The organism is Streptomyces alboniger (genome assembly GCF_008704395.1).
Taxonomy (GTDB): Bacteria; Actinomycetota; Actinomycetes; order Streptomycetales; family Streptomycetaceae; genus Streptomyces; species Streptomyces alboniger.
In genome coordinates this window covers 4,172,527-4,195,455 of record NZ_CP023695.1, presented here as the reverse complement: position 1 = coordinate 4,195,455, position 22,929 = coordinate 4,172,527, and the positions used below count along the sequence as shown (strand labels likewise).

The 22,929-nt window shown below is 72.2% G+C and carries 21 protein-coding genes; 7 read left to right on the top strand and 14 right to left on the bottom strand.

Features of this window, described 5'->3' with window-relative positions; genetic code table 11:
* Positions 1-230: 230 nt before the first annotated feature.
* The 5 genes from CP975_RS18670 to CP975_RS18650 form a co-directional block, all read right to left on the bottom strand.
* Positions 231-1,289, bottom strand: coding sequence for an aspartate-semialdehyde dehydrogenase (locus tag CP975_RS18670; RefSeq protein ID WP_055534964.1), 1,059 nt, complete (start codon positions 1,287-1,289; stop codon positions 231-233).
* On the bottom strand, positions 1,286-2,563 hold the full coding sequence (locus CP975_RS18665) for an aspartate kinase (protein ID WP_030781916.1): 1,278 nt from the start codon (positions 2,561-2,563) through the stop codon (positions 1,286-1,288). The genes CP975_RS18670 and CP975_RS18665 overlap by 4 nt, the downstream gene beginning before the upstream one ends.
* Before the next feature lie 246 nt (positions 2,564-2,809).
* Positions 2,810-3,478 (bottom strand): DUF5063 domain-containing protein, encoded by a 669-nt coding sequence (locus CP975_RS18660; protein ID WP_030781913.1) that lies wholly within the window; start codon positions 3,476-3,478, stop codon positions 2,810-2,812.
* Entirely contained in the window at positions 3,471-4,070 is a 600-nt protein-coding gene (recR, locus tag CP975_RS18655; protein WP_030781910.1) for a recombination mediator RecR, read from the bottom strand. Before recR ends, CP975_RS18660 begins: the two co-directional genes overlap by 8 nt.
* Positions 4,071-4,158: 88 nt before the next feature.
* On the bottom strand, positions 4,159-4,500 hold the full coding sequence (locus tag CP975_RS18650) for a YbaB/EbfC family nucleoid-associated protein (RefSeq protein ID WP_055534966.1): 342 nt from the start codon (positions 4,498-4,500) through the stop codon (positions 4,159-4,161).
* Between the two features lie 277 nt (positions 4,501-4,777).
* On the opposite strand from CP975_RS18650, the gene CP975_RS18645 reads away from it, so the two are divergent.
* Entirely contained in the window at positions 4,778-5,536 is a 759-nt protein-coding gene (locus tag CP975_RS18645; protein WP_055534968.1) for an SLATT domain-containing protein, read from the top strand.
* Between the two features lie 135 nt (positions 5,537-5,671).
* Here CP975_RS18645 and CP975_RS18640 read toward each other — a convergent pair whose 3' ends face one another.
* From CP975_RS18640 to CP975_RS18620, 5 genes are all read right to left on the bottom strand, one after another.
* Positions 5,672-6,322, bottom strand: a complete 651-nt coding sequence (locus CP975_RS18640; protein ID WP_150477132.1) for a hypothetical protein — start codon at positions 6,320-6,322, stop codon at positions 5,672-5,674.
* A gap of 152 nt (positions 6,323-6,474) precedes the next feature.
* Positions 6,475-8,979, bottom strand: coding sequence for a dolichyl-phosphate beta-glucosyltransferase (locus CP975_RS18635; protein ID WP_055536345.1), 2,505 nt, complete (start codon positions 8,977-8,979; stop codon positions 6,475-6,477).
* Positions 8,976-9,674 (bottom strand): GntR family transcriptional regulator, encoded by a 699-nt coding sequence (locus tag CP975_RS18630; RefSeq protein WP_055536344.1) that lies wholly within the window; start codon positions 9,672-9,674, stop codon positions 8,976-8,978. The genes CP975_RS18635 and CP975_RS18630 overlap by 4 nt, the downstream gene beginning before the upstream one ends.
* 234 nt (positions 9,675-9,908) lie before the next feature.
* Positions 9,909-11,267: an aspartate aminotransferase family protein gene (locus tag CP975_RS18625; RefSeq protein WP_150477131.1), complete on the bottom strand. Its 1,359-nt coding sequence runs from the start codon at positions 11,265-11,267 to the stop codon at positions 9,909-9,911.
* Between the two features lie 198 nt (positions 11,268-11,465).
* Positions 11,466-11,951 (bottom strand): hypothetical protein, encoded by a 486-nt coding sequence (locus tag CP975_RS18620; protein WP_150477130.1) that lies wholly within the window; start codon positions 11,949-11,951, stop codon positions 11,466-11,468.
* 97 nt (positions 11,952-12,048) lie between these two features.
* Here CP975_RS18620 and CP975_RS18615 point away from each other — a divergent pair, with 97 nt between their 5' ends.
* A complete protein-coding gene (locus tag CP975_RS18615) occupies positions 12,049-12,747 on the top strand; it encodes a response regulator transcription factor (protein WP_055527410.1) in 699 nt (232 codons plus the stop codon).
* A complete protein-coding gene (locus CP975_RS18610) occupies positions 12,747-14,111 on the top strand; it encodes a sensor histidine kinase (protein WP_055527407.1) in 1,365 nt (454 codons plus the stop codon). The genes CP975_RS18615 and CP975_RS18610 overlap by 1 nt, the downstream gene beginning before the upstream one ends.
* Here the strand turns inward: CP975_RS18610 and CP975_RS18605 are convergent.
* The 3 genes from CP975_RS18605 to CP975_RS18595 form a co-directional block, all read right to left on the bottom strand.
* Entirely contained in the window at positions 14,050-14,856 is an 807-nt protein-coding gene (locus CP975_RS18605) for a VTC domain-containing protein (protein ID WP_055527405.1), read from the bottom strand. The two genes, CP975_RS18610 and CP975_RS18605, sit on opposite strands and share 62 nt — an antisense overlap.
* Positions 14,853-15,509: a DUF4956 domain-containing protein gene (locus CP975_RS18600; RefSeq protein WP_055527404.1), complete on the bottom strand. Its 657-nt coding sequence runs from the start codon at positions 15,507-15,509 to the stop codon at positions 14,853-14,855. Before CP975_RS18600 ends, CP975_RS18605 begins: the two co-directional genes overlap by 4 nt.
* A gap of 135 nt (positions 15,510-15,644) precedes the next feature.
* Positions 15,645-15,962, bottom strand: coding sequence for a hypothetical protein (locus CP975_RS18595; protein WP_055527403.1), 318 nt, complete (start codon positions 15,960-15,962; stop codon positions 15,645-15,647).
* A gap of 183 nt (positions 15,963-16,145) precedes the next feature.
* On the opposite strand from CP975_RS18595, the gene CP975_RS18590 reads away from it, so the two are divergent.
* From CP975_RS18590 to CP975_RS18575, 4 genes are all read left to right on the top strand, one after another.
* Positions 16,146-16,742 (top strand): DJ-1/PfpI family protein, encoded by a 597-nt coding sequence (locus CP975_RS18590; protein WP_055527402.1) that lies wholly within the window; start codon positions 16,146-16,148, stop codon positions 16,740-16,742.
* A 13-nt stretch (positions 16,743-16,755) separates the two neighbouring features.
* Positions 16,756-17,262 carry a MarR family winged helix-turn-helix transcriptional regulator gene (locus CP975_RS18585; RefSeq protein ID WP_055527400.1) on the top strand — a complete coding sequence of 169 codons (507 nt, stop codon included), beginning with the start codon at positions 16,756-16,758 and terminating at the stop codon, positions 17,260-17,262.
* Between the two features lie 80 nt (positions 17,263-17,342).
* Entirely contained in the window at positions 17,343-19,367 is a 2,025-nt protein-coding gene (locus CP975_RS18580) for a serine/threonine-protein kinase (protein ID WP_150477129.1), read from the top strand.
* 218 nt (positions 19,368-19,585) lie between these two features.
* Positions 19,586-20,092: a hypothetical protein gene (locus tag CP975_RS18575; protein WP_055533036.1), complete on the top strand. Its 507-nt coding sequence runs from the start codon at positions 19,586-19,588 to the stop codon at positions 20,090-20,092.
* A gap of 15 nt (positions 20,093-20,107) precedes the next feature.
* Here CP975_RS18575 and CP975_RS18570 read toward each other — a convergent pair whose 3' ends face one another.
* Entirely contained in the window at positions 20,108-22,900 is a 2,793-nt protein-coding gene (locus tag CP975_RS18570) for a type 1 periplasmic-binding domain-containing protein (RefSeq protein ID WP_055533034.1), read from the bottom strand.
* Positions 22,901-22,929 lie beyond the last annotated feature (29 nt).

Sequence of the window (22,929 nt, the reverse complement as noted above, 5' to 3'; positions counted from 1 at the left end):
CTATGCCCCATTTTTACGGCGCTCAGGCCACCCCGGAGGGCGACCGCTAAAGACGCCCCGCGTCCGGCTGCCGGTTGCAGTGGTCGGACGGGAATCTTCGAACGCGGAGATGATCCAGTTCAAGCGCCCTGGGCCACCGAGTTGGACACAGAACTTACACAGACCTCACAGAGGCCTCGGCCCTGGGGCGGCATATCGCCGCGCCCCGGGGGGGCATATCACCGCGGGCCTCAGCCCGCCGTGAACTCCTTGGCCACCAGTTCCGCGATCTGCGCGGTGTTCAGGGCGGCCCCCTTGCGCAGGTTGTCCCCGCACACGAAGAGTTCCAGGGCGGTCGGGTCGTCCAGCGCGCGCCGCACGCGGCCCACCCAGGTCGGGTCGGTGCCGACCACGTCGGCGGGGGTCGGGAACTCCCCCGCGGCCGGGTTGTCGAACAGCACGACCCCCGGCGCGGTGGCGAGGATCTCGCGCGCGCGGTCGACGGTGACCTCGTCCTCGAAGCGGGCGTGGACGGTCAGGGAGTGCGTCGTGATCACGGGGACGCGTACGCAGGTGGCGGCGACGCGCAGCCCCGGCAGGCCGAGGATCTTGCGCGACTCGTCGCGGACCTTCATCTCCTCCGACGACCAGCCGTCCTCCCGCAGCGACCCGGCCCACGGCACGACGTTCAGCGCCACGGGCTCCGGGAAGGGCCCCGTGTCGTCGCCGACGGCCCGGCGTACGTCCCCGGGGCTCGTGCCCAGCTCGGAGCCCGCCACGAGCTTCAGCTGGCGCCGCAGCGTCTCCACGCCGTCGCGGCCGGCCCCGCTCACGGCCTGGTACGAGGAGACGATCAGCTCGCGCAGCCCGAACTCGGCGTGCAGCGCGCCGACGGCGACGATCATCGACAGGGTGGTGCAGTTGGGGTTGGCGACGATGCCGCGCGGGCGCACGCGCGCGGCGTGCGGATTGACCTCGGGGACGACGAGGGGGACGTCCGGGTCCATCCGGAAGGCCGCGGAGTTGTCGACCACGACGACGCCCTTGGCCGCGGCGAGCGGCGCCCACTGGGCGGCCACCTCGTCGGGCACGTCGAACATCGCGACGTCGACCCCGTCGAAGACGTCCTCGGAGAGCGCGAGGACCTCGACCTGCTCACCGCGCACGGTCAGCTTGCGGCCGGCCGAGCGCGGTGAGGCGACGAGTCGGATCTCGCCCCAGATGTCGGCGTGCTGCGACAGGATCTGGAGCATGACCGTGCCGACGGCCCCGGTCGCTCCGACGACCGCGAGCGTCGGCTTTCGGCTCATCGGCCGGTGCCTCCATAGACCACGGCCTCGTCCGTGTCGGAGTCCAGGCCGAAGGCGGTGTGCACGGCGCGCACGGCTTCGTTGACGTCATCGGCGCGCGTGACGACCGAGATGCGGATCTCGGAGGTCGAGATCAGCTCGATGTTCACGCCCGCGTCGCTGAGCGCCTCGAAGAAGGTCGCCGTGACTCCGGGGTTGGTCTTCATGCCGGCGCCGACGAGGGAGATCTTCGCGATCTGGTCGTCGTAGCGCAGGGAGTCGAAGCCGATCGCCGAGCGCGTCTTCTCCAGGGCGTCGATGGCCTTGCGGCCCTCGGCCTTGGGGAGGGTGAAGGAGATGTCGGTCAGGCCCGTCGAGGCGGCCGACACGTTCTGCACGACCATGTCGATGTTGACCTCGGCGTCCGCGATGGCGCGGAAGATCGAGGCGGCCTCGCCCGGCTTGTCCGGCACGCCGACGACCGTGATCTTGGCCTCGGAGGTGTCGTGCGCGACACCGGAGATGATGGCCTGCTCCACCTTGCGGTCCCCTTGCGATTCGTTGCTGTTGCTGACCCACGTGCCCTGGAGCCCGCTGAAGGACGAGCGGACGTGGATCGGGATGTTGTAACGGCGTGCGTACTCCACACAGCGGTGGAGGAGCACCTTGGACCCGGAGCTGGCCAGCTCCAGCATGTCCTCGAACGAGATCCAGTCGATCTTCCGCGCCTTCTTGACCACACGCGGGTCGGCGGTGAAGACACCGTCCACGTCCGTGTAGATCTCGCAGACCTCGGCGTCGAGGGCGGCGGCGAGGGCGACGGCGGTCGTGTCCGACCCGCCACGGCCCAGCGTGGTGATGTTCTTGCCCTCCTGGCTGACGCCCTGGAACCCGGCGACGATGGCGATGTTGCCCTCGTCGATCGAGGTCCTGATGCGCCCGGGGGTGACATCGATGATCCGCGCCTTGTTGTGGACGGAGTCGGTGATGACGCCGGCCTGGCTGCCGGTGAACGACTGGGCCTCGTGGCCCAGGTTTTTGATCGCCATGGCGAGCAGCGCCATGGAGATCCGCTCTCCGGCGGTCAGCAGCATGTCGAATTCGCGCCCGGCAGGGATCGGGGATACCTGCCCGGCAAGATCGATCAACTCATCCGTCGTGTCGCCCATCGCCGACACCACGACAACGACCTGATGGCCGTTCTTCTTGGCGTCGACGATTCTCTTGGCGACCCGCTTGATGCCCTCGGCATCGGCTACGGAGGAGCCTCCGTACTTCTGCACGACAAGGCCCACGTGCGCTCCTCGCTCAATCCGTTGTGCGGTCGGCTCAGTTTAACGAGCGACCGAAATTCGCCTCGCGGCTGTCACATGGTGAGATGTCCCGCTCACCAGCTGATCACCGCGGGCGTACGTTCCCGCTGGTCGGGTCGTACGTTCCGATCGCTCGGCTTGGCACATGCCCGCTGTGGAGCGCTGCACTCCGGAAAGTGGGGCGGGTCACAAGGGGCGCGCGGGGAAGCGGTGGCCGCCGGACGGGGCCTACTGCACCGGCTTCACCGTGTGCAGGCCCAGCGGGCCCGCGATCTCCTCCGCCATCACCCGGCCCGCCTCCTCGGCGAGCGCCTCCTCGGCGAGGTCCTCGTCCGTGTCCAGGCCGTCGAGGTCCTCCAGGGGCTGGTTCAGGCGGACGTGGGCCACCAGGGACTGGAGGGCGCGCAGGGTGGCCGACGCGGTGGAGCCCCAGTTCGAGAAGTACGAGAACTGCCACCACCACAGGGCCTCGGTCGTGCGGCCCGCGCGGTAGTGGGCCAGACCGTGGGAGAGGTCCGCGACGACGTCCGCCAGGTCGTCCGAGATCCGGGCGGGCACGGGGGCCTTGCGGGGCTCGTACGGGTCGAAGACCTCGGAGTAGACGTCGATGGGGTCCAGGAGCAGCGCGAGGCGCTCCCGCAGGTCGTCGACGTCCTGCTCGGGGCCGAGGTCGGGTTCGTACCGCTCCTCGGGGACGATGTCCTCGTGCGCGCCCAGGCGGCCGCCGGCCAGGAGGAGCTGGGAGACCTCCAGGAGGAGGAAGGGAACGGCCGAATCCGGTTCGTCGCCCTTCGCGACCTCCCTGACCGAGACGATGAAGCTCTCGATCTGGTCGGAGATCTGCACCGCGAAGTCGTCCGGATTGTCGGTCACGGTGTTCAGCGTGGCGTCAGACATCTAGGAGTCGTCTCCCCTCGAAAGCGCGGCCCAGGGTGACCTCGTCCGCGTATTCCAGATCTCCCCCGACAGGGAGTCCGCTGGCCAGGCGGGTGACCTTCAGGCCCATGGGCTTGATCATGCGTGCGAGGTACGTCGCCGTGGCCTCGCCCTCCAGGTTCGGGTCCGTCGCCAGGATCAGTTCCGTGACGGTGCCGTCCGCGAGCCTCGCCAGGAGTTCCCGTATCCGCAGGTCGTCGGGGCCCACGCCCTCGATCGGGCTGATCGCCCCGCCGAGGACGTGGTACTTCCCGCGGAACTCGCGGGTCCGCTCGATCGCCACGACGTCCTTCGGCTCCTCGACCACGCAGATGACCGAGAGGTCGCGGCGCGGGTCGCGGCAGATGTTGCACAGCTCTTCCTGCGCGACGTTCCCGCAGGTCGCGCAGAAGCGGACCTTGTCCTTCACCTCAAGGAGGGCGTGCGCGAGCCGGCGCACGTCCGTGGGCTCCGCCTGGAGGATGTGGAAGGCGATCCGCTGCGCGCTCTTGGGACCGACGCCGGGCAGCCTGCCCAACTCGTCGATGAGGTCCTGAACCACGCCTTCGTACAACGGAACGCCTTTCCGGAAGATCCCGCGGACCCCGAGGTCCCCAGGAGGTTGCCGACTCTCTACGTACGGTAGTTGGCCGGGGGGTTTCTTAGAAGGGAAGGCCCGGCATGCCTCCGCCGCCCAGGCCCTGGGCCAGCGGGCCGAGCTTCTGCTGCTGGAGCGTCTGCGCGTTCTCGTTCGCCGCCTGGACCGCCGCGACCACCAGGTCCGCCAGCGTCTCGGTGTCCTCCGGGTCCACGGCCTTCGGGTCGATCACCAGGGCGCGCAGCTCACCGGAGCCGGTGACCGTCGCCTTGACGAGGCCGCCGCCCGCCTGGCCGTCCACCTCGGTCCGCGCCAGCTCCTCCTGCGCGGTCGCGAGGTCCTGCTGCATCTTCTGGGCCTGCTGGAGCAGCTGCTGCATGTTGGGCTGGCCACCACCGGGGATCACGATCAGCTCCCTTTCCTACGGGTCCATGAGGCGGTGTCTCCGCCTGAAACGAGCCTACGTGGTCAGGGGTGCCGTCGCCCCAGCACTCTTTCGAGTGAGGTCGGCCGTCCTCCTATACCTGATCAAGCACCTCTTCCGGGCGGAAAAGCCGTGAAACGGCGCTCAGGGCCACCCATTGGGCGGTAGGACTTGTGCCACCGCATCGGCCGGAAACGTTGCGCCGCCGCAGGGAACAGCCCCGCAGGGAACAGTCAGGGATCTCGTAGAGGAGTGCCGGGTGAGCCAGCCGGAGATGCAGCCCGAGGGGGTGCCCCCCGAGGGGCAGGGTGCGGGGGCGGGTGCCGGTACCGGTGCGGGCGGGCAGCGTGTCGGGGACCTGACCGGGCGGGCCTTCCCGCTCGGCGACTGGGGCGAGCCCGCCGCGCGGCTCGACGAGCTGTACCGCTGGGTGGAGCGGGGCGCCCTCGACACCGCCGAGTGGTATCTCACGGACCGCGGCTGGAAGCGGCGCGGGGCGCGGCTGCTGCGGACCGGCACCGCGCTGGGCGGCGTGGGCGCCGGGGTGCTGCCGCTGCTCGATCTGGCCGGGGCGGCGCAGGGCGTGGCCACGTGGGGGTTCGTCTCGCTGCTCGTCGGGGTGGCGTGCGTGGGGTGCGACCGGTTCTTCGGGCTGACGTCCGGGTGGATGCGGGACGTGGCGACCGCGCAGGCCGTGCAGCGGCGGCTCCAGGCGTTGCAGTTCGACTGGGCGTCGGAGAGCGTGCGGGAGGTCCTCGGGCCGACGGAGGGGACCGCGGGGGAGGCGGCGGACCGGTGCCTCGGGGTGCTGCGGAGGTTCTCCGAGGACGTGACGGAGCTGGTGCGGGCGGAGACGTCGGACTGGATGGTGGAGTTCCGGGCGGGCCCTGTGCCGCTGGTCATGCAGGCGATGGTGCCCGGGGCCGCCCGGGAGGCCCCCTCTCCGCCCGGGCGGTTCCCGCTGCCGCCGGGGGCACGGCCGAACATGCCCCGGCAGCGGCCGCCCGAGCCCAGGTAGTCACCGGCTGCTTTGGGCGGTGCTTGTCACCGGCTTCGCCTGGTTCGTCCTCAAACGCCGGACGGGCCTGAGATCTTCCGTGCGGGCTTGTGGTCTCCGTGCGGGCCTCTGATTCACCGCGCCAGGGCTCTGGTATCAGCTGTAGATGATCATTGAGCCTTGGGCGAGGCTTCTCGTTGTCGCCGCGTGCAGGCCCAGCCAGACGTGGCGCTCCCTGGCGAAGGGGCTCTCGTCCCAAGGGGCGGGGGCCGCCGGTTCCTCCAGGGACGTGGGGGCCGCGGGCGGGGTCGGGGCCAGCGGTGGGTTCGCGGGGTCGATGCCGAGAGACGGGGCGACGAACTCCAGCTCACGCAGGAGCGCCTGGGACGAACCCAACGGGCCGCCGCCCGCGAGGAGTTCGTCGTTGGACAGCGGCGCCGGGAAGTCCACGGGCACGTACGCGCCCGCGTGGTCGTAGTGCCAGACCAGGTGCGAGTGCTGGGCCGTGGCGTCGAACATCTCCAGCAACTGCTCGTAGTCGCCGCCCAGTTCGTCCACCGGCGTGACCTCCAGGCCGCAGATCCGCAGGAGGTAGGCGCGGCGCAGGAAGTGCAGCGCGTCGTAGTCGAAGCCCGCGACCGGGGCGACGTCACCGGACAGGCCCGGCATGTAGGAGAAGACGGGGACGGGCGGGAACCCCGCCTCGTGCAGCGCCTTGTCGTAGGCGGCGATCTCTTCCGCGAAGGGGTTGTCGGGGCTGTGGCACAACACGTCGACGAGCGGGACCAGCCACAGGTCGCAGGCCAAGAAGACTCCTCGGGTCAGGGTCAGGTGGACGGTACGTGCTTAGCGCTGTGCAGCTGTGCCGTGCTGAGTAGCTGTGCTGTGTAGCTGTGTAGCCGTGCTGTGTAGCTGTGCGTTGCCTCGCGTGCAGGCAGCGTAGTCGCGACCCGGGTCCGCTAGCTGCCCCCGTGCGCACCCCGGTCGCCGCCGCCTTCGTACAGGTCCCATACCCACACGCCGTCGACCCACCGCGCCCGGCGTCCGACGAGCGCGTCCACGGTGTTCCGCAGTGCCGCCTCGTGCGGCTGCGGGGGCAGGACGAGGACGCCCGCCTTCCAGAACTCCAGGTCCACGCGGGCCGCCTCGCGCCAGGCGGGGGTGATCTCCGGGACGCGGCCCGATTCGCTGACGCGGCGCAGGAGGTTCGAGGTGTTGCGGGGCGAGGGGCCGTAGATGCCGACGCGGTCCGGGCCCCAGGGGCCGTTGAAGTAGCCGCCGGGGAAGCGGAAGCCGAGGCCGGCGACGGTCTGCCAGTGCAGGGCCTCCGCGTGGGCGGCGTCGGGCACCGGGATCGGCACGAGGGTCTCGTCCGGGCCCAGGTACGTACGCCAGGTGCCCCGCGCGATGAACGGCGGCACCTCGGCCCGGTCCACGGCGTCGAGCGGCACGGGCACGATCGGCAGCAGGGCGAGGGCGACGGCCGCGAGGCCCGCGTACCGGGTGGCCCCGCGACGGCCGGTCTCGCGGCGGGTCAGCAGACGGGCGAGGGCCAGGGCGAGGAGCATGCCGAGCGCGGGGGCGCACACCATCGCCACGCGTCCCTCGATGACCGACTCGAAGAGCGGCCGGTGGCGGATCAGGGCCCACGGTCCGGGCAGGACGATGTCCGTGAGCGGGATGCGGAACTCAGGGCCGAGCGAGAGCAGCGCCGCCGCGAGCACCGTGAAGGCGAGCGCCTTGACCACCGCGCGCTCCCACAGTCGTACGACGATCGCGAAGGCCAGGGCGGTGAGCGGCCAGCCGTAGAAGGCGTTCTGCTCGGTGCGGTTCAGGGCGAGGGCGTCGGAGGTGTCCCCGGCGCCCGCGAGCGAGCGCTCGGCGAAGGAGATGAACGCGAGCGGGCTGTTGCCCGCCTGGTCGCCGTGGAGCACGCTCTTGTAGCTCTGCGGGCCGAAGAACTGCCAGTACAGGGGGTAGGCGACGAGGGGGAGCGCGACCGCGAGGGCGATGCCGATGCCGCGGGCGAGGGGGCGCCAGGACGCCCTGGCCACGTCCCTGCGCGCGAGCGCGTAGGCGAGGGCGAAGAGCAGCATGCCGAGGGCCGCGAGCAGCAGCGGTTCCTCGCCGAGGAAGATCTGGTACGTCGTGAGGAGGCCGAGGACGACTCCGTCGCGTACGACGCGGGTGCCCTCGCAGAGCCGCAGCGCCCTGTCGATGATCAGCGGGATCATGAACAGGACGATGAAGTTCGGGTGGGCGTTGGCGTGGCTGATCATCGGCGGCGCGAAGGCGGCGAGGGCCGCGCCGACGGCGGCGGCGCCCCGGTGTGCGGTCAGGCGTCTGACGATCAGCCAGTACCAGGCGACGGCGGTGGCGGCCAGGCCGCCGGTCATCGCCACGTTCAGGGCGACCGCGGGGCCGAGGAGCCAGGTCACGGGGGCAAGGGGGACGGAGAGGCCGAGCATGACCGTGTTGGCCATGAGGTTCACACCGTCGGGGAAGTTCTGGAGGGTGGTGAACAGGGGGTTGTCGAAGTGGCGGACGTTGTCGGCCGTCACCGCGAAGAACCACTCCCACTGGTTCTGGTCCTGCATGGAGTCGGGGATGTAGCGGGACGCGGGGGATATCCAGCGCTGGGCGTAGAGGGTGACCGACAGGACCAGGAAGAGGAGCGCGACGAGGACGTCGGCGCGGCGGATCGCGCGGGCCTTGAGGGCGGTCAGTTCGGCGAGGACCCTGACGTAGTCCAGCGGCCTGACCTTCGAGCCCTCCTGGTGCGACCAGCGCACGGGGACCTCGGCCACCGGCCAGCCCGCCCGGCGGAAGTACTGGAGTATCTCGACGTCTATCCCCCAGCCGCGCAGCCGGGACGCGGCGAAGGCCTCGCGTGCACGGTCGCCGTCGAAGAGCTTGAAGCCGCACTGGGTGTCGCGGATTCCGGGGACGGCGACCGAGCGTATGAGGAAGTTGCCGGTACGGCCGAGCAGCTCGCGCAGCCGGTGCTGGTGGGCGCCGATGGTCGCGCCGGGGCGGGCGCGGGAGCCGATCGCGGCCGTGTGGCCGTCGGCGAGCGCCTTGTCGAGGTGGTCCAGCTCCGCTATGGGCGCGGCGAGGTCGGCGTCGGTGATCAGGACGCGGCGGCCGTAGGAGGCGAGGACGCCCTGGCGCAGGGCGTGGCCCTTGCCCCGGTTGCGTTCGCTTCGGACGAGGTGGATGCGGGGGTCGGCGGCACAGGCCGCCGCGGCGATCTCCGCGGTGCGGTCGGTGGAGCCGTCGTCCACGACGATCAGCTCCCACGCGCTTCGGGCTCCGGAGTCCGCGTGGCCGTCCGCCGAGTCCAGGTGCTCCTGGATCGCCTTCAGGGTGGGGGCCAGGCGGCGTTCCTCGTTGTAGGCGGGGATGACGACGGTGAGTTCCGGGGTGCCGGTGTGCGGTTCGGAGGACGTCTGGTCCGTGCTCATGCGGTGGCCAGCCGCTCTATGAGGGACAGGGAGTGCGCGTTGTACTCCACGACGATCGCGTGGGCGGCGGCCGGGTCGCGGCACACGAGGGCGTCCACCAGTTCGGTGTGCCGTGACCAGAGGGCGCCGCGCAGGTCGCCGCCGCCTTGCTCGCTCCAGCGGCGCAGGTGCGTGACCGCGCAGACCCAGGACTTCACGCGCAGGCGGTGCAGGAAGTCGGAGAGGTAGGGGTTGCCGAAGAGGGCGCTCAGCTCGCGCCAGAAGCGGAGGTCGTAGCCGATCAGGACGTTCAGGTCGCCCGCGCAGGCCGCGCGGGCCGCCTCCTCGCCCCTGCGGCGTACGGAGAGCAGGGCGTCGGACATGTCGTCGCGGGTGTCCGCGGTGCGGGCGAGGTCGCGGAAGATGCCGTCCGCGATCAGGCCGCGGGCCTCCAGCATGCCGCGGTAGTCGGCCAGCGTGTGCTCGTGGACGCGGAAGCCCCGGTGCTGGTCGGCGTCCAGGAGGCCCTGGGCGGTGAGGTTCACCAGGGCCTCGCGGACGGGGGTCGCGGAGACGCCGTACTGGTCGGCGATCTCCTTCACGGTGAACTCCTGGCCCGGCTCCAGCCGGCCCGCGAGGACCTCGTCGCGGAGGGCGTCGGCGATCTGCTGGCGCAGAGTGCTGCGGATGACGGCGGGGCCGTCGGTGCCGGGCATCTGGGTTCTCCCACGGAGTCTGGCGTGGTCGCCTTGGGCGGTCGTCTTGCTGGGCCCTGTGGAGGGGCGCGGGCACGTCAGACTACGCGGTGGGGGGTTTGGGGGCCTGGGCGGTGTTTCCCCGCGGGGGCGGCGGCGGGGGTTCCGCGCCGCGGTGAGTTCCGGCCGGCGCAAGGGGGAGGCCCCGGCCCCCGAGGGGGGAGCCGGGGCCGGGGCCTCCTGGGAGGGGCGGGGTCAGGCGACGTGGGCGTCGGCCTCGGTGAGGGCCGCGTCCAGCGCCGCGAGGCCCTCCTTCGCCTCCGCCTCCGTGAGGGTGCACGGCGGCACCACGTGCGTGCGGTTCATGTTGATGAACGGCCACAGGCCGTGCTTCTTCGCCGCGGCGCCGAACGCCGCCATCGGGGCGTTCGCCTCGCCCGTGGCGTTGTACGGCACCAGCGGCTCCCGCGTCTCCCTGTTCCTCACCAGCTCCAGCGCCCAGAACATGCCGAGGCCCCGTACCTCGCCCACGCTCGGGTGCCGCTCGGCGAGGTCGGCAAGACCGGGGCCGATCACGTCCGCGCCCAGGCGGGCCGCGTTCTCGACGACGCCCTCGTCCTCCATGACGTTGATCGTCGCGACGGCGGCGGCGCAGGCCAGCGGGTGGCCGGAGTACGTGAGTCCGCCCGGGTAGGGGCGCCGTGCGAAGGTCTCGGCGACGGCGCCGGAGATCGCTACGCCGCCCAGGGGGACGTAACCGGAGTTCACGCCCTTGGCGAAGGTCATCAGGTCCGGTACGACGCCCTCGAAGTGGTCCACGGCGAACCACTTGCCGGTGCGCCCGAAGCCCGCCATGACCTCGTCGAGGATGAAGACGATGCCGTACCGGTCGCAGATCTCGCGGACGCCCGCGAGGTAGCCGGGCGGCGGCGTCATGATGCCCGCGGTGCCGGGGATCGTCTCCAGGATGATCGCGGCGACGGTCTGCGGGCCCTCGAAGACGATCGTGTCCTCCAGGTGCTGGAGGGCCCGCTCGCACTCCTGCCGCTCGTTCTCCGCGTAGAAGCGCGAGCGGTACAGGAACGGCGCCCAGAAGCGGACGACGCCCGCCGAGCCGCTGTCGGAGGCCCAGCGGCGCGGGTCGCCGGTGAGGTTGATCGCCTGCTGGGTGCCGCCGTGGTACGAGCGGTACGCGGAGAGGACCTTCGTACGGCCCGTGTGCAGACGGGCCATGCGGACGGCGTGCTCGACGGCGTCGGCGCCGGCGTTGGTGAAGAAGATCTTGTCCAGGTCGCCGGGGGTCCGCTCGGCGATGAGGCGTGCGGCCTCCGAGCGGGCCTCCACGGCGAAGGCGGGCGCGAACGTCGTCATCGTCGCCGCCTGCGCCTGTATCGCGGCGACGACCTTCGGGTGCTGGTATCCGATGTTGGTGAAGACGAGGCCGCTGGTGAAGTCGAGGTAGCGGTTGCCGTCGTAGTCCCAGAAGTACGAGCCTTCGGCACCGGCGACGGCAGGCGGGTCGATCAGCTCCTGTGCGGACCAGGAGTGGAAGACATGTGCGCGGTCCGCGGCCTTCACGGCGGCGCCGAGCTGCGGGTTCGGCTGAGGGGTCATGCGGCCGAGGGTAAGTGTCCACGGAGTGGACGGGGTATGGGCGTCTTGTCGGGCGTCGGGGGCGGAACCCGACACAGTGTCTGGCCGGGGGCCTCAGCGTGTCGGGCCGAGGCCCGGGGGCCCTCAGCTGGGATCTGCCGGCCGGCCGTGGTAGCTCGCGCAATGGGGGGGCGGGCCGCAGGTGGGGGGCCGCTGGGGTCAGTCCTCGTCCCGGTCCGGGGTCACCCTCGCTCGGGGGCCTTGCTCCGTGCAGCGGATCTCGTATACGAGGTCTTCCCGCTCGTCGTCGTCACCCGGCTCCGCCTCCAGGCGGGCGACCGCCGCCGGGCCCCGCTCCACGTCGTCGTCGATGTGGAAGCCGTCCGCCGGACTCCAGGAGACGAGCCTGACGGTGCCGTCCGGGCGGCACTCCGCCGTCGCCGCGCCGCCGGTGAAGCGGACCGTGGAGCGTTCGGGCGAGGGGGTCGCCCTCGGGCGGGACGGAGGCGTGCCGGACGGCTTCCGTGCGGGCGGCGGCCCCTGCGCGAGGCCCTGGCCAGCGCCTCGCGCACCGCCGCCTCGTCCAGCGGACGGCTGTGCGCCGCGCCGCCCCCGCTGTCCGAACCGGCCAGCTGCCAGGCGCCCAGCGCCCCCGCCGCCGTACCGACGGCCACCCACGCCGCCGTCACCGCGGCGCTCCGCCACTTCCTCATCCCGCCGCTTCCCTCATCCCGCCACTGTGCCGCATCGTTTCCTAACGCCCGGTTAAACCCCGGCCAATGCCCCTGACTACGGTGGTTGTATGGCGCACCTTCTCGTCGTCGAGGACGACCCCCAGCTCCGCGGCGCCCTGGTGCGGGCCCTGCGCGACAAGGGGCACGCGGTGGCGACCGCGCCCAGCGGCATGGCGGGTCTCGACGCGGCCGTCACCAGCCGCCCCGACCTGGTCGTCCTCGATCTGGGGCTGCCGGACGTCGACGGGGCGCAGGTGCTGCGGATGCTGCGCGCGGTCAGCGACGTCCCCGTCATCGTGGCCACCGCCCGCGACGACGAACCGGAGATGGTCACGGTCCTGGAGGCCGGGGCGGACGACTACATCGTCAAGCCTTTCGGAGCGGCCCAGCTGGACGCCCGCGTCAAGGCCGTCCTGCGGCGTCTCGGCGTGACGGAGACCGAGGAACCGCTGCGCGTCGGCGGGCTCCGCGTCGACCCGGTGTCCCGCGAGGTCACCCTGGACGGCACGCCCATCGACCTGACGCCCCGCGAGTTCGACCTCCTCGCCCATCTCGCCCGCCGCCCCGGACAGGTCGTATCCCGCCGCGAACTCCTCGCCGAGGTCTGGCAGCAGCCCCTGGGCGGGGCCGACAAGACCGTGGACGTCCACCTCTCCTGGCTGCGCCGCAAACTCGGCGAGACGGCACAGCACCCGCGCTACCTCCACACGGTCCGCACGGTGGGCGTCAAGCTCACGGCACCGGAGCAGCCCGAAGGCACGGGCTGATGCGCCGCAGCCTGCTCCTGCTGACCGCGGCCACCACCGCCCTGGTCCTCACCGCCCTCCTCGTCCCCCTCACCCTCCTCACCCGTACCCACGCGGCCGACCGCGCCACGGCCGAGGCGACCGCGCGGGCCCAGTGGGTGGCCCACGCCCTCGGTCCCGCCCTGGCCACCGCGGGCGAGCGGGAGAGTGCTGAACAGACTGTGGAGAGCGTCAACGGCAAGGGGCTGCCCGCCACTTCGCTGATTCTCGCGGACGGCACGGTCATCGGGCCGCGCGTGCGGGCGGCCACCGGGTCCCGCGGCGGGCAGGGGTCCGTGACCGCCCCGGTCCGTCTCGCCCGTACCGGCCGCGCCTTCACCTACGAGCCCGAGTCCGGCGGCCGCCTGGTCCTGGTGCCGGTGCAGGGCGCGCAGAACGGCACGGCCGTCGTCCAAGTGACGCTCACCGAACACCAGTTGTACGCGGGCACGCTCGCTTCCTGGCTCGTCCTGGCCGGCATCGGCGTGGGTCTCGTACTCCTCGGTCTGCTCCTGGCCGACCGCCTGGGGGCACGGCTCGTCGGGGCGACCCGTCGCCTCGCCCGCACCGCTGACCGCCTGGCCGCCGGTGATCTGACGGCTCGGGCGACCCCGGAGGGCCCGCCCGAACTGCGCCTGGTCGCCGGCGAGCTGAACCGTCTCGCGGCCCGCATCGACACCCTGCTCGCGGCCGAGCGGGAGAACGCCGCCGACCTCGCCCACCGGCTGCGCACCCCGCTGGCCGCCCTGCGCCTGGACGCGGAGACCCTGCGGGACCCGGACGAGGCCCACCGCATCGCGGCGGACGTCACCGCGCTGGAGCACAGCGTCGACGACGTGATCCGCAAGGCGAGGCGGCCTCTGCGCGAGGCGCCGCGCGCGGATCTGGCGGCGGTGGCGCGCGAACGCGCGGCGTTCTGGAAGCCGTTGGCGGAGGATCAGAACCGCGCCACCAGCACCACGACGCCCGCTCATGAGGTTCTGGTCCCCGTGCCCGAGGACGAACTCGTCGCGGCACTCGACGCGTTGATAGGGAACGTCCTGGACCACACGCCTCAGGGCACGGCGTTCTCCATCGAGGTCGGCACGGCCCCGGCCCCGGGCCGTGGGGCGGAGCTGACCGTCACGGACGAGGGTCCCGGCTTTCCCGGCGCGACGGCGCCCGGGCGCGGCACGAGCGGCGCCGGTTCCACGGGGCTCGGCCTGGACATCGCCCGGCGTACCGCCGAGGAGGCCGGCGGCCGCTTCGAGACGGCGAGCACACCCGAAGGGGCGCGTGTCACGCTCACGTTCCCGCTCGTACCCCCCGGGGGAACGCCGTCCGCACCGCCCGCGCCCAGCGGTTGATCCCCAGCTCGGGCCGGACCGCCGCGTACCCCCCGCAGTACTTGGTGAACTCGGCGGCGCGCACCCCGAAACGGTGCAGCACCCGGTCGGCCTCGGTCAGATGCCCCTTGGTCTTGGTCTCGACGAGGACGAGCCCGCTGTCGGCGGCGGCCGTCCGCCCCGTCGCGGTGTCCCGCACGACCAGACCCGCGTCGCACGTGACGCGCTGTCCGTCGGCCACGAAGGTCGCCCGCTGGTAGTCGGTCACGAGCGAGGCGGTGAGGCCCTCCGGGGCCTCGATGCCGTACGCCCCCCGCAGCACACCGGCGAGGAAGCCCCGCCGCGCCTCGTCCAGGGCGTGGTCGTCGCCTTCGAGCCGCTGCCGGTGCTTGACGGTCTCGCCGCGCCCGCTCTTCAGCTTGATCTCGAACTGGCGCTCGCCACTGTCCTGGTAGACGCGCTCACGGATACGGTAGCGCAGCCGCCGGCCCTGCCGGTGATCGTGGAAGGTGCCCAGCTCAGGGGTGTCGTAGTACGTCGAGTGGTACCGGAACCAGCGCTTCCCGCCGATGCTCAGCGCCCGGAAGGGTCCGTGGGCCCTGCGCGGGTCGGTCAGCAGCGCGGCGAGGTCCTCGAAGATCTCCACGGGCACGAGATAGCTGTTGTCGTAGCGGGCGAGCAGCTCCGCGCGCGCGTTCACCTCGTCCAGGGCGATGGGGTGTGCGGCGAGCGCGGCGCGGCCGATGGCGCGTACGGCGGGGTTCACACGGTCTCCTTCGGGTGGCTGGGGGCGATCGTGCGGGACCGGGTCGTGCGTCGTCGTATCGTCAACTCCCCGCGCCGCACCGAAGGTTCCGGCTGGCGGAAGCGGACTTCCAGGACCGTGAGGTCGCGTACGTAATCCACCTCCTGGACGGTCCATCCCAGCGGCTCCCCGAGGCGCCGCGCCAGCTCGGCCCGGAGCGCGCCCTCCTCGCGGTACACGGCGTCGAGCGTGACGACCGCGCGCCGGTCGCGCGCGAAGAGCCGCGGGTGGTCGGCGCCGTACATCACCACGAGCAGCACGCCGGAGAGCAGCGCCGCCACCGGCAGGCTGAGCGCGGGAAGTCCGCAGAGCAGGCCGAGCACGAGGGTGATGAAGTAGTACGCGACCTCCTGGTGCTGGAGCGCGTCGGAGCGCAGCCGCACGATCGAGAGCACCCCGAAGAGCCCGAAGCCGAGGGCGAGCCCACCGTCACCGCCGACGGTCCCGAGCCCGGCGACCACGGCGAACAGCGCGACGTTCAGGGCGAGATACGCCGGGACCAGCTCGCGCCTGCGGTGCCGCGGATAGAAGACGCCGAAGGTCAGGACCGTGACGGCGGCCAGGTCGAGGCCCAGGTGGGCACCGAGGGCGCTGAGGTTCAGTGTGCTGTCCATGGCCGGGACGCTAGGGAGCGGCGGGTTAAGGGCGCCTCTGCCGGGCGTTAAGCCTGCTCGGGTGAGGGCCGGGCGTGACGATGGCCCCGCCGGGGCGGGGCCATCGCGGGCGACGGCTTGGTCCTACGGATGGGCTTAGTCGTCGAGATTGTTGGGCAGGGCGGGTAGGCCGTCAGAGTCGGACAGGTCGGGGAGGGCCGCGGCGGCGGGCAGGCCGTTGGGGGGCGGGGACACTCCGTTGGTGGCTCCGCCGGGGTCGACCCCGTTAGACAGGCCATTGGCGAGCGGATCACCGAGCGTCGTACCGAGGGGCGCATCCGCGAGGCTCGCGGCGCCGTTTTCAGTAACCGGGGGAAGCGGATCCTGGATCGAGGCGCCCGCCGTGCCCGCCGCACCGAGAGCGGTGACGGCCAGGACGCCGGAGACGAAGACTGCTTTGAGTGTGGTGTTCATGCGCCCAACCTCCGCCCACCCCCGCCTCCACGAAAGCGGGGAGCGCCCAGTGGGGTGAAGGCGGCGCGCCAAGGTTGGCCCCCTTGACAGCATGTTGTCATTTTGACAGTATGCTTACGTACACAGAGCACGGCACGCACGTCGCACGCAGAACGGCCCGACACGCAGCCAACGGAGGCCCTGATGTCCCGCAAGCCCGTACACCTCGCCGTCTACGACACCTTCGCCGACTGGGAGACCGGTCACACCACGGCGTGGCTCGCCCGCGTCGGCTACGAGATCCGCACGGTCGGCCCCTCGGCCGCCCCGGTCACCTCCATCGGCGGCCTGCGCGTCCAGCCCGATCTGTCACTCGCCGAACTGCGCCCCGAGGACAGCTCGTTGCTGATCCTGCCCGGCGCCGATCTGTGGGACACGAGCGACGACCTCGCGCCCTTCGCCCGCACGGCCCGCGCGTTCCTCGACGCGGGGGTGCCGGTCGGCGCGATCTGCGGGGCCACGGCGGGGATCGCCCGCGAGGGGCTGCTCGACGACCGGGCGCACACCAGCGGCGCCGCGATGTATCTGGCGGCCTCCGGCTACAAGGGCGGCGAGCGGTACGTCGAGACGGACGCGGTCACCGACGGCGACCTGATCACGGCCGGCCCGACCGAGCCGGTCGCGTTCGCGCGGGAGGTCTTCGGGCGGCTCGGCGATGTCTTCGAGGGCGAGAAGCTCGACGCGTGGTACCGCCTCTTCCACGACTCGGACCCGGCGGCGTACGAGACGCTGAACTCGTGAGCGGGACGGGCCGATGACCGACTCCGCACACCACGATCAGGCCGGCTCCGCACGCCGTGATCCGCAGGACCTGCTCAGCCGGGCGGCGCTCACCGTCTTCCGGCTGAACGGGCAGTTCCTCGTCCGCTCCGAGGAGCTGGCGAGGCCCGCGGGCCTGACCGCCGCCTGGTGGCAGGTGCTCGGCGCCGTGCTGCGCGAGCCGCTGCCGGTGGCGGGGGTCGCCCGCGCGATGGGCATCACGCGGCAGAGCGTGCAGCGCGTGGCGGACATCCTCGTACGCGAGGGTCTCGCCGAGTACGTGCCGAACCCCGCGCACCGCCGCGCCAAGCTGCTGCGCCCCACGGACCGGGGCAGGGCGGCCGTGGCGAAGATCGATCCGGGCCACGCGGAACTCGCCGGATGGCTCGCGGCGGCGCTCGGCGAGGACGAATTCGCCCATACCGTAAGGGCTTTGGAACGCCTGTCCGAGGCGCTGGACGCGGTGGCCGACCCGGATGCGGAACCCGTTACGGAACCGTAGAGGGCGGGGTGGGCGCCGCTGTCCTGGCTCCGCACTATCCTCACCCTGTTGCACACCACACGGGGGAGGTCGGTGCCGCGATGGAAAAGCTCGGGCCCGGGGATCCACAGCGGATCGGCGCGTATCGGCTGCTGGCGCGGCTCGGCGCGGGCGGCATGGGACAGGTGTATCTCGCTCGGTCGGGCAGGGGGCGCACGGTCGCGGTCAAACTGGTCCGCCAGGAGCTGGCGGAACAGGACGAGTTCAGGAACCGCTTCCGGCAGGAGGTGCAGGCCGCGCGGCGGGTCGGCGGCGCGTGGACGGCGCCCGTCCTGGACGCGGACACCGAGGCGGCGATTCCGTGGGTCGCCACGGGGTACGTGGCGGGGCCCTCGCTCCAGACCGTCGTCTCGCGCGACCACGGGCCGCTGCCCGAGCGGTCCGTGAACATCCTCGCGGCCGGGCTCGCCAACGCCCTCAAGGACATCCACGCGGCGGGCATCGTCCACCGCGACCTCAAGCCGTCGAACGTGCTCGTCACGATCGACGGCCCGCGCGTCATCGACTTCGGCATCGCCCGCGCGCTGGAGACGGTCACCGACGGCGGCCTCACCCGCACCGGCGCGCTCGTCGGCTCGCCCGGCTTCATGGCACCCGAGCAGGTGCGCGGGGACCGCATCACCCCGGCGTGCGACGTGTTCTGCCTCGGTTCCGTCCTGGCGTACGCGGCGTCCGGCGCGCTGCCCTTCGGTACGGCCAACAGCGGGGTGCACGCCCTGATGTTCCGCATCGCGCAGGAGGAGCCCGACCTGGAGGGGCTCCCGGAGAACCTGGCCGAGCTGATCGCGCTCTGCCTGCGCAAGGACCCGGCGTCGCGGCCCTCCCTGGACGACGTCCTGGAGCGGACCGGGGCGCAGGACACCCTCAGCGCGGGGGGCACCACGCTCGACCCCTGGCTGCCGGGCGCGCTGGTCGCCCAGCTGGGGCGGCACGCGGTGCAGTTGCTGGACGCGGAGGATCCCGATGAGCCGGGCGCGGGCGCGGCTGGAGCCGCTGGAGCTGCTGGAGCCGCCGCCGAGGGTTCGGCGGCCGAGGGCGGTGGCGCGGGCGGTGCCGGGGCGAGAGCCGACGGTTCCTCGGACTCGGACCCCTCAGACGCGGGCCCCTCGGACGCGGGCCCCGCAGGCAGCCCCTCGACCGGCTCTCCCGGGGCGAAGGCCGCAGGCGCGGGCTCGGCAGCTGCGGGCGCGGCTGCTCCCGGCGCCGCCGCATCCGGCTCGGCCGCTTCCGGGGGCGGGCCCACCCCGCCTCCCCCCGGCGCACCCGGGGGCGCCCCTCTGGACCACCTCCCCACCATGGTCTCCGGTCAGGCCCCGCCGCCCACACCGCCGCCCGGCGCCCCCTCGTACGGCTATCCCCAGCACCCGCAACAGCACCCCCAGCCCGCCGCCTACGGCTACCCCCACCAGGCGCCGCCCGGCTACGGCCCCACTCCCCCGTACGGGCCCGGCATGTACACCCCCCTGCCCACGCCGCCGCCCGAACCGCCGCGCCGCAGCGGGCGTTCGACCGCCGCGCTCGTCGCCGTCGCGTTGATAGTGGCCATCGGAGCGGGCGGCACCGTCTACGCCGTCATGAACGGCGAGGGCAGCGAGAAGAAGGGCGACGACTCCAAGAACTCCGCGAGCAGCGCCCCGCGCACTCCCGGCAGCAGCTCGCCGTCCGCGGGCCCGACGAGTCCGGACCCGAGCCCCTCCACCGACGACGAGGAGGGCACCGTGCCGGACAAGTACCTGGGCACATGGAGCGGCGGCATCGACAACAAGTTCGGCCACCACACGCGCCGGCTCACCCTCCAGCAGGGCGAGACCGGTGAGACCGCGCTGTCCCTGATAGCCGAGGGCCCCGGCGAGGACGGCGGCACCTACCGCTGCGTCTTCGAGGGCAAGCTGGAGTCCGCCTCCCAGGAACGGCTGCACATCGGCCCGACCGAGATCACGGTCGGCGAGCCCATGTCGGCCTGCACGCCCGGCAAGGCCAGCGTCGTGACGATCCTCGGCAACGGCAAGCTGCGCCGCGCGAACACGGACGGTACGGGTGAGTTGACGTACGACAGGACCGGGTGAGCGCGGCGGCGCGGGGCCCTGGCCGGCACCGGGCGGCGGCCGCGAGCGCCAGGGCGGGTACGTAGACCCTGAGGGCGGAATCCTTCTCGGCCTCGACCACGAGCCGGGACGCCTGGTCCGCGTTCCTCTCCTGGGCCGAGCAGGCCTCCCCCGCGCGGTGGAGGGGAACCGGCCGCGGAGGTGATCCACCGCGCCGGGATCACGGCGAGGCTGAAGGCATGAACACAGCAACCGCGCACGCCGCCCCCGCCCCCGCCTGGACCGTCCGGGTCGCCCACGCCATTCCCCTGGTCGCGCTCCCGGTCTGCGTGTGGCGGCTGCCCATCGCCTTCGGGTACGGGATGGGCGGGGAGACCCTGGACCCGGCGTGGTTCAACATCCCCTACGTCTTCGGGCTCAGCGTGCTCTCGGAGATCGCCGCGCTGCTGAGCTTCGGGCTCGTACGCGGCTGGGGCGAGGTCGTCCCCTCCTGGGTGCCCCGCATCGGCGGCCGCCGCATCCCGCCCGCCGCCGTGATCGTCCCGGCGGCCCTCGGCGGGCTGCTCTTCACCGCGCTCGCCATCGCCTGGCTGGTCACGGCCCTCACCCGGGGCCCGAGCGGCTGGCCCTACGCCGAGGGCTGGGACGTCCTCGCGATGACCGTGAGCGGGCTGATGAATCTGTGGGGGCCACTGCTCCTGGTGCTCACGTACGCGTACTACCGGCGTCGGCGCCAGGACGCGTAGTGGTACGCGGCCGCACTACTGGTCCTTGGGGCAGGAGAGATCGTTCGGCCCCCACGTCTTGACGCTGGGTCTGTTCAGGCTGAAGGAGCCGCAGTGCAGCACCAGGCTCGGGCCGTTCTTCGTGTACCTCTCGATGACGAAACCCTTGTCGACCGGCGGCTTCGAGCCCACGTTGCCCTCGCGGTAGTGGATCGCGCCGCTGGCCCCTTCGAGACGCAGCTCGTTGTCCAGTTTCGACTTGACGGCCGATGCCGTCACCTCGTTCCTGACGCTGGCGTTCGCGTCGTCGGCGGCCCTGCCAAGGACCCGCAGGGCGTCGAAGCCCAGCGGGCCGTGCCCGTCGCTGAGCCAGGGGTCCTTGTCCCCGGCGTAGTACGAGTAGTTGGCGGCGAAGCGCCGCGCCTCCCCGTTCATCTCCTCGTGCCCCACGGGCAGGATGTGCGCGGTGTGGTAGAGCCGCAGCCAGTCGTGGGCGAAGTTGTACTCGCCCGCCATCGCCGCGTTGGTGAGTTCGTTGCCGCCGATGACCGTCAGGGTCTGGTACGCGCAGCCGGTGTTGTTGAAGTTGTCGAGGAACGTGTTGAAGCTCTCCACGCGTGAGGCCCAGTACACGACCGTGCGCCGCTCCTCCTTGCGGAACGCGCAGATCCGCTTGGCGGTGTCCATGCCGTTGGCGGCGCCACCCGGGTACTCGATCGTGTGGGTCTCCCCGGTGAAGTGTTTGACGAACTTCGACCCGATCTCGTCGCTGTAGAGGTCCCGGGGGTCCTTCACCACGACCGCCTGCTTCGCGGTCTCGCAGTAACCGGTCGTCTTCTTGGCGTCGTCCGTCTCCTCGACGACGCTGCCGCTGCGCGCGAACTGCGCCGCGATCCGGCTCTCCCGTTCGTTGCTGGGCGCCAGCGGACGGTAGTACGGGCCCGCCTCCTGCATCGCGTCGGCGGTGGCCGTCGTACTCAGCACGGGCACCTTGCCCTCGTTGAGGATCCGGGCGGCGCTCTGGGTACGGTCGCGGCTCTCGGCGAACCCGACCACGCCGACGATGGTCCGGTGGTCGTGGTGCTTGGCGTTCTTGCGGGCCTCGGCGACCACCTCGGCCGCCTCCTTCGCCGCGTTCTCGAAGTCCTTGCCGGTGTCCCGGACATCGACGACCAGCTGCACCTTCTCCTTCTGGGGGTCCTGCGCGGCCTCGCCGTTCAGCCGCGTCTGGGCCAGCCAGACCCCGCGCAGTTCGGCGACGGCGCCGTTGAACTCACCCCGCCCGGGGTCGGCGCTCACCGAGGAACCCAGGTAGACGACCTTGCGCACGGTGAAGCCGTCCTTCTCGGCGGCCCGTGCCCGCTCGTTGTTCGACTGCTTGTTCTTCAGGCCCTCGATCTGCCGGACCACGGCGTCGTACGCGGCCTTGTCGTTCTCCTTGCGCAGTCCGCCCCGCTCAAGTGCGACGTTGCGCAGCGGCTCCGGCTCGATGGCGTCGTCCGCGACGCTTCCGTCCAGGCAGTGCGTGTCCGGAGAGGAATCCTGCGGGGACAGCGGCAGGAACGGGATGGGCACCGCCGCGAGCAGCAGCGCGAGAGCGACCGCCAGCGCGCTCTCCGTGCGGGGGCCGATCGGCGGCACCGCCGGATGCAGCGGGGCGACCGCCAGGCCGACCCCCCTGAAGGCGTCGTCGTCCAGAGCGGGTTGCAGCAGTCTCGGATCGCCGTCCCGCTCCTCCCACGGCGCCGACGCGCGCAAGTACTGCGCCACGGCCGCGAGCCCCTCGGTCTGCTCCAGGTGCCAGCGCTGCCCGGCGACCTCCGGATAGCCGTCGGGCAGCCCCGCACCGATCAGACACAGCGAGGAAGCGCCGGGCGCGCGGCACACACTGCGGTACGCCTGGAGGAACCGCACGGCGTCCTGGCCGCCGGGCGTCGAGGCCGCCGGCAGATCGAGCAGGATGACCCGGCGCGTCCTGCGGCGCCGCTTCCACGGCCCCCACCGGCCGGAACGCGCCCGGTGGAGGTCCGCCATCAGGGCGCGCAGCAGCAACTTCTCCATCTCCAGCAGCGCGTTCTGCCGGTCCTGTTCATTGCCTCGCAACGCCGTCGACTGGGCCGTCAGGACTTCGGAGACCCGGTCGAAGAACGACCCGTGGGTGTGCGCGAGGTTCAGCCACTTGCGGTACCAGCCGTACCGGCATGACGTGAGGAGCCGCCGCTTCCACCGCCACGCCCACAGGCGCCGGGGCAGCCGGTAGAAGAGGGGCCGCGCCAGCACCCGCAGGATCAGGGCGAGGACGACATTCATGCCCTCGGGCGGCGGCTGCGCGAGGGTGTTCGGCACGCCGTCGGGATCCTGGGCCCGCAGCGCGTACAGGTCGTCCCGCAGCGCCCGGCCGACCAGCCGGTCCTGTAACTCCTGGTCCGACAGCGCCGCGCGGTCCTGCTCGGCGAGCCTCCTGGCCCCCTCCACCAGCTCCGCGACGAGATTGAAGTCGCGCAGCTTCAGCCTGCCCGTGCGCTTGAGCGGGTCCCGGGGCAGTTCGGCGCCGACGCGGAGCGTCAGCAGCGCCGAGCCCGGTGTCGCGGACGGTGGGCGCTGCGGCCTGGCGTAGGGGACCGCACGGCAGTCCGGCAGTCTCAGCGAGTTCTCCAGTGCGTCGAGGACCCGGGCCGACCGCTGCGCCGCCCGCTCTCCCTCACCGCCCGTGCGCAGCAGGACCGGCGGAAACGCCTTCTCGTTCAGTGACTTCCAGTCGCTCGGGTAAACCACCGCGCGAAATGCCCGCAGGAAGTCCGTCGCCCCCGCGGCGTTCGGGAAACCCATGCCACCCCTCCCCCGAAGAGTGGCAGCAA

Coding starts and splice junctions, on each gene's coding strand:
- CP975_RS18615 (WP_055527410.1), top strand. CDS start 12,049: ATGGCGCACCTTCTCGTCGTCGAGGACGACCCCCAGCTCCGCGGCGCC.
- CP975_RS18575 (WP_055533036.1), top strand. CDS start 19,586: ATGAACACAGCAACCGCGCACGCCGCCCCCGCCCCCGCCTGGACCGTC.
- CP975_RS18580 (WP_150477129.1), top strand. CDS start 17,343: ATGGAAAAGCTCGGGCCCGGGGATCCACAGCGGATCGGCGCGTATCGG.
- CP975_RS18635 (WP_055536345.1), bottom strand. CDS start 8,979: ATGAGCACGGACCAGACGTCCTCCGAACCGCACACCGGCACCCCGGAA.
- CP975_RS18625 (WP_150477131.1), bottom strand. CDS start 11,267: ATGACCCCTCAGCCGAACCCGCAGCTCGGCGCCGCCGTGAAGGCCGCG.
- CP975_RS18595 (WP_055527403.1), bottom strand. CDS start 15,962: ATGAACACCACACTCAAAGCAGTCTTCGTCTCCGGCGTCCTGGCCGTC.
- CP975_RS18610 (WP_055527407.1), top strand. CDS start 12,747: ATGCGCCGCAGCCTGCTCCTGCTGACCGCGGCCACCACCGCCCTGGTC.
- CP975_RS18630 (WP_055536344.1), bottom strand. CDS start 9,674: ATGCCCGGCACCGACGGCCCCGCCGTCATCCGCAGCACTCTGCGCCAG.
- CP975_RS18600 (WP_055527404.1), bottom strand. CDS start 15,509: ATGGACAGCACACTGAACCTCAGCGCCCTCGGTGCCCACCTGGGCCTC.
- CP975_RS18585 (WP_055527400.1), top strand. CDS start 16,756: ATGACCGACTCCGCACACCACGATCAGGCCGGCTCCGCACGCCGTGAT.
- CP975_RS18670 (WP_055534964.1), bottom strand. CDS start 1,289: ATGAGCCGAAAGCCGACGCTCGCGGTCGTCGGAGCGACCGGGGCCGTC.
- CP975_RS18660 (WP_030781913.1), bottom strand. CDS start 3,478: ATGTCTGACGCCACGCTGAACACCGTGACCGACAATCCGGACGACTTC.
- CP975_RS18570 (WP_055533034.1), bottom strand. CDS start 22,900: ATGGGTTTCCCGAACGCCGCGGGGGCGACGGACTTCCTGCGGGCATTT.
- CP975_RS18590 (WP_055527402.1), top strand. CDS start 16,146: ATGTCCCGCAAGCCCGTACACCTCGCCGTCTACGACACCTTCGCCGAC.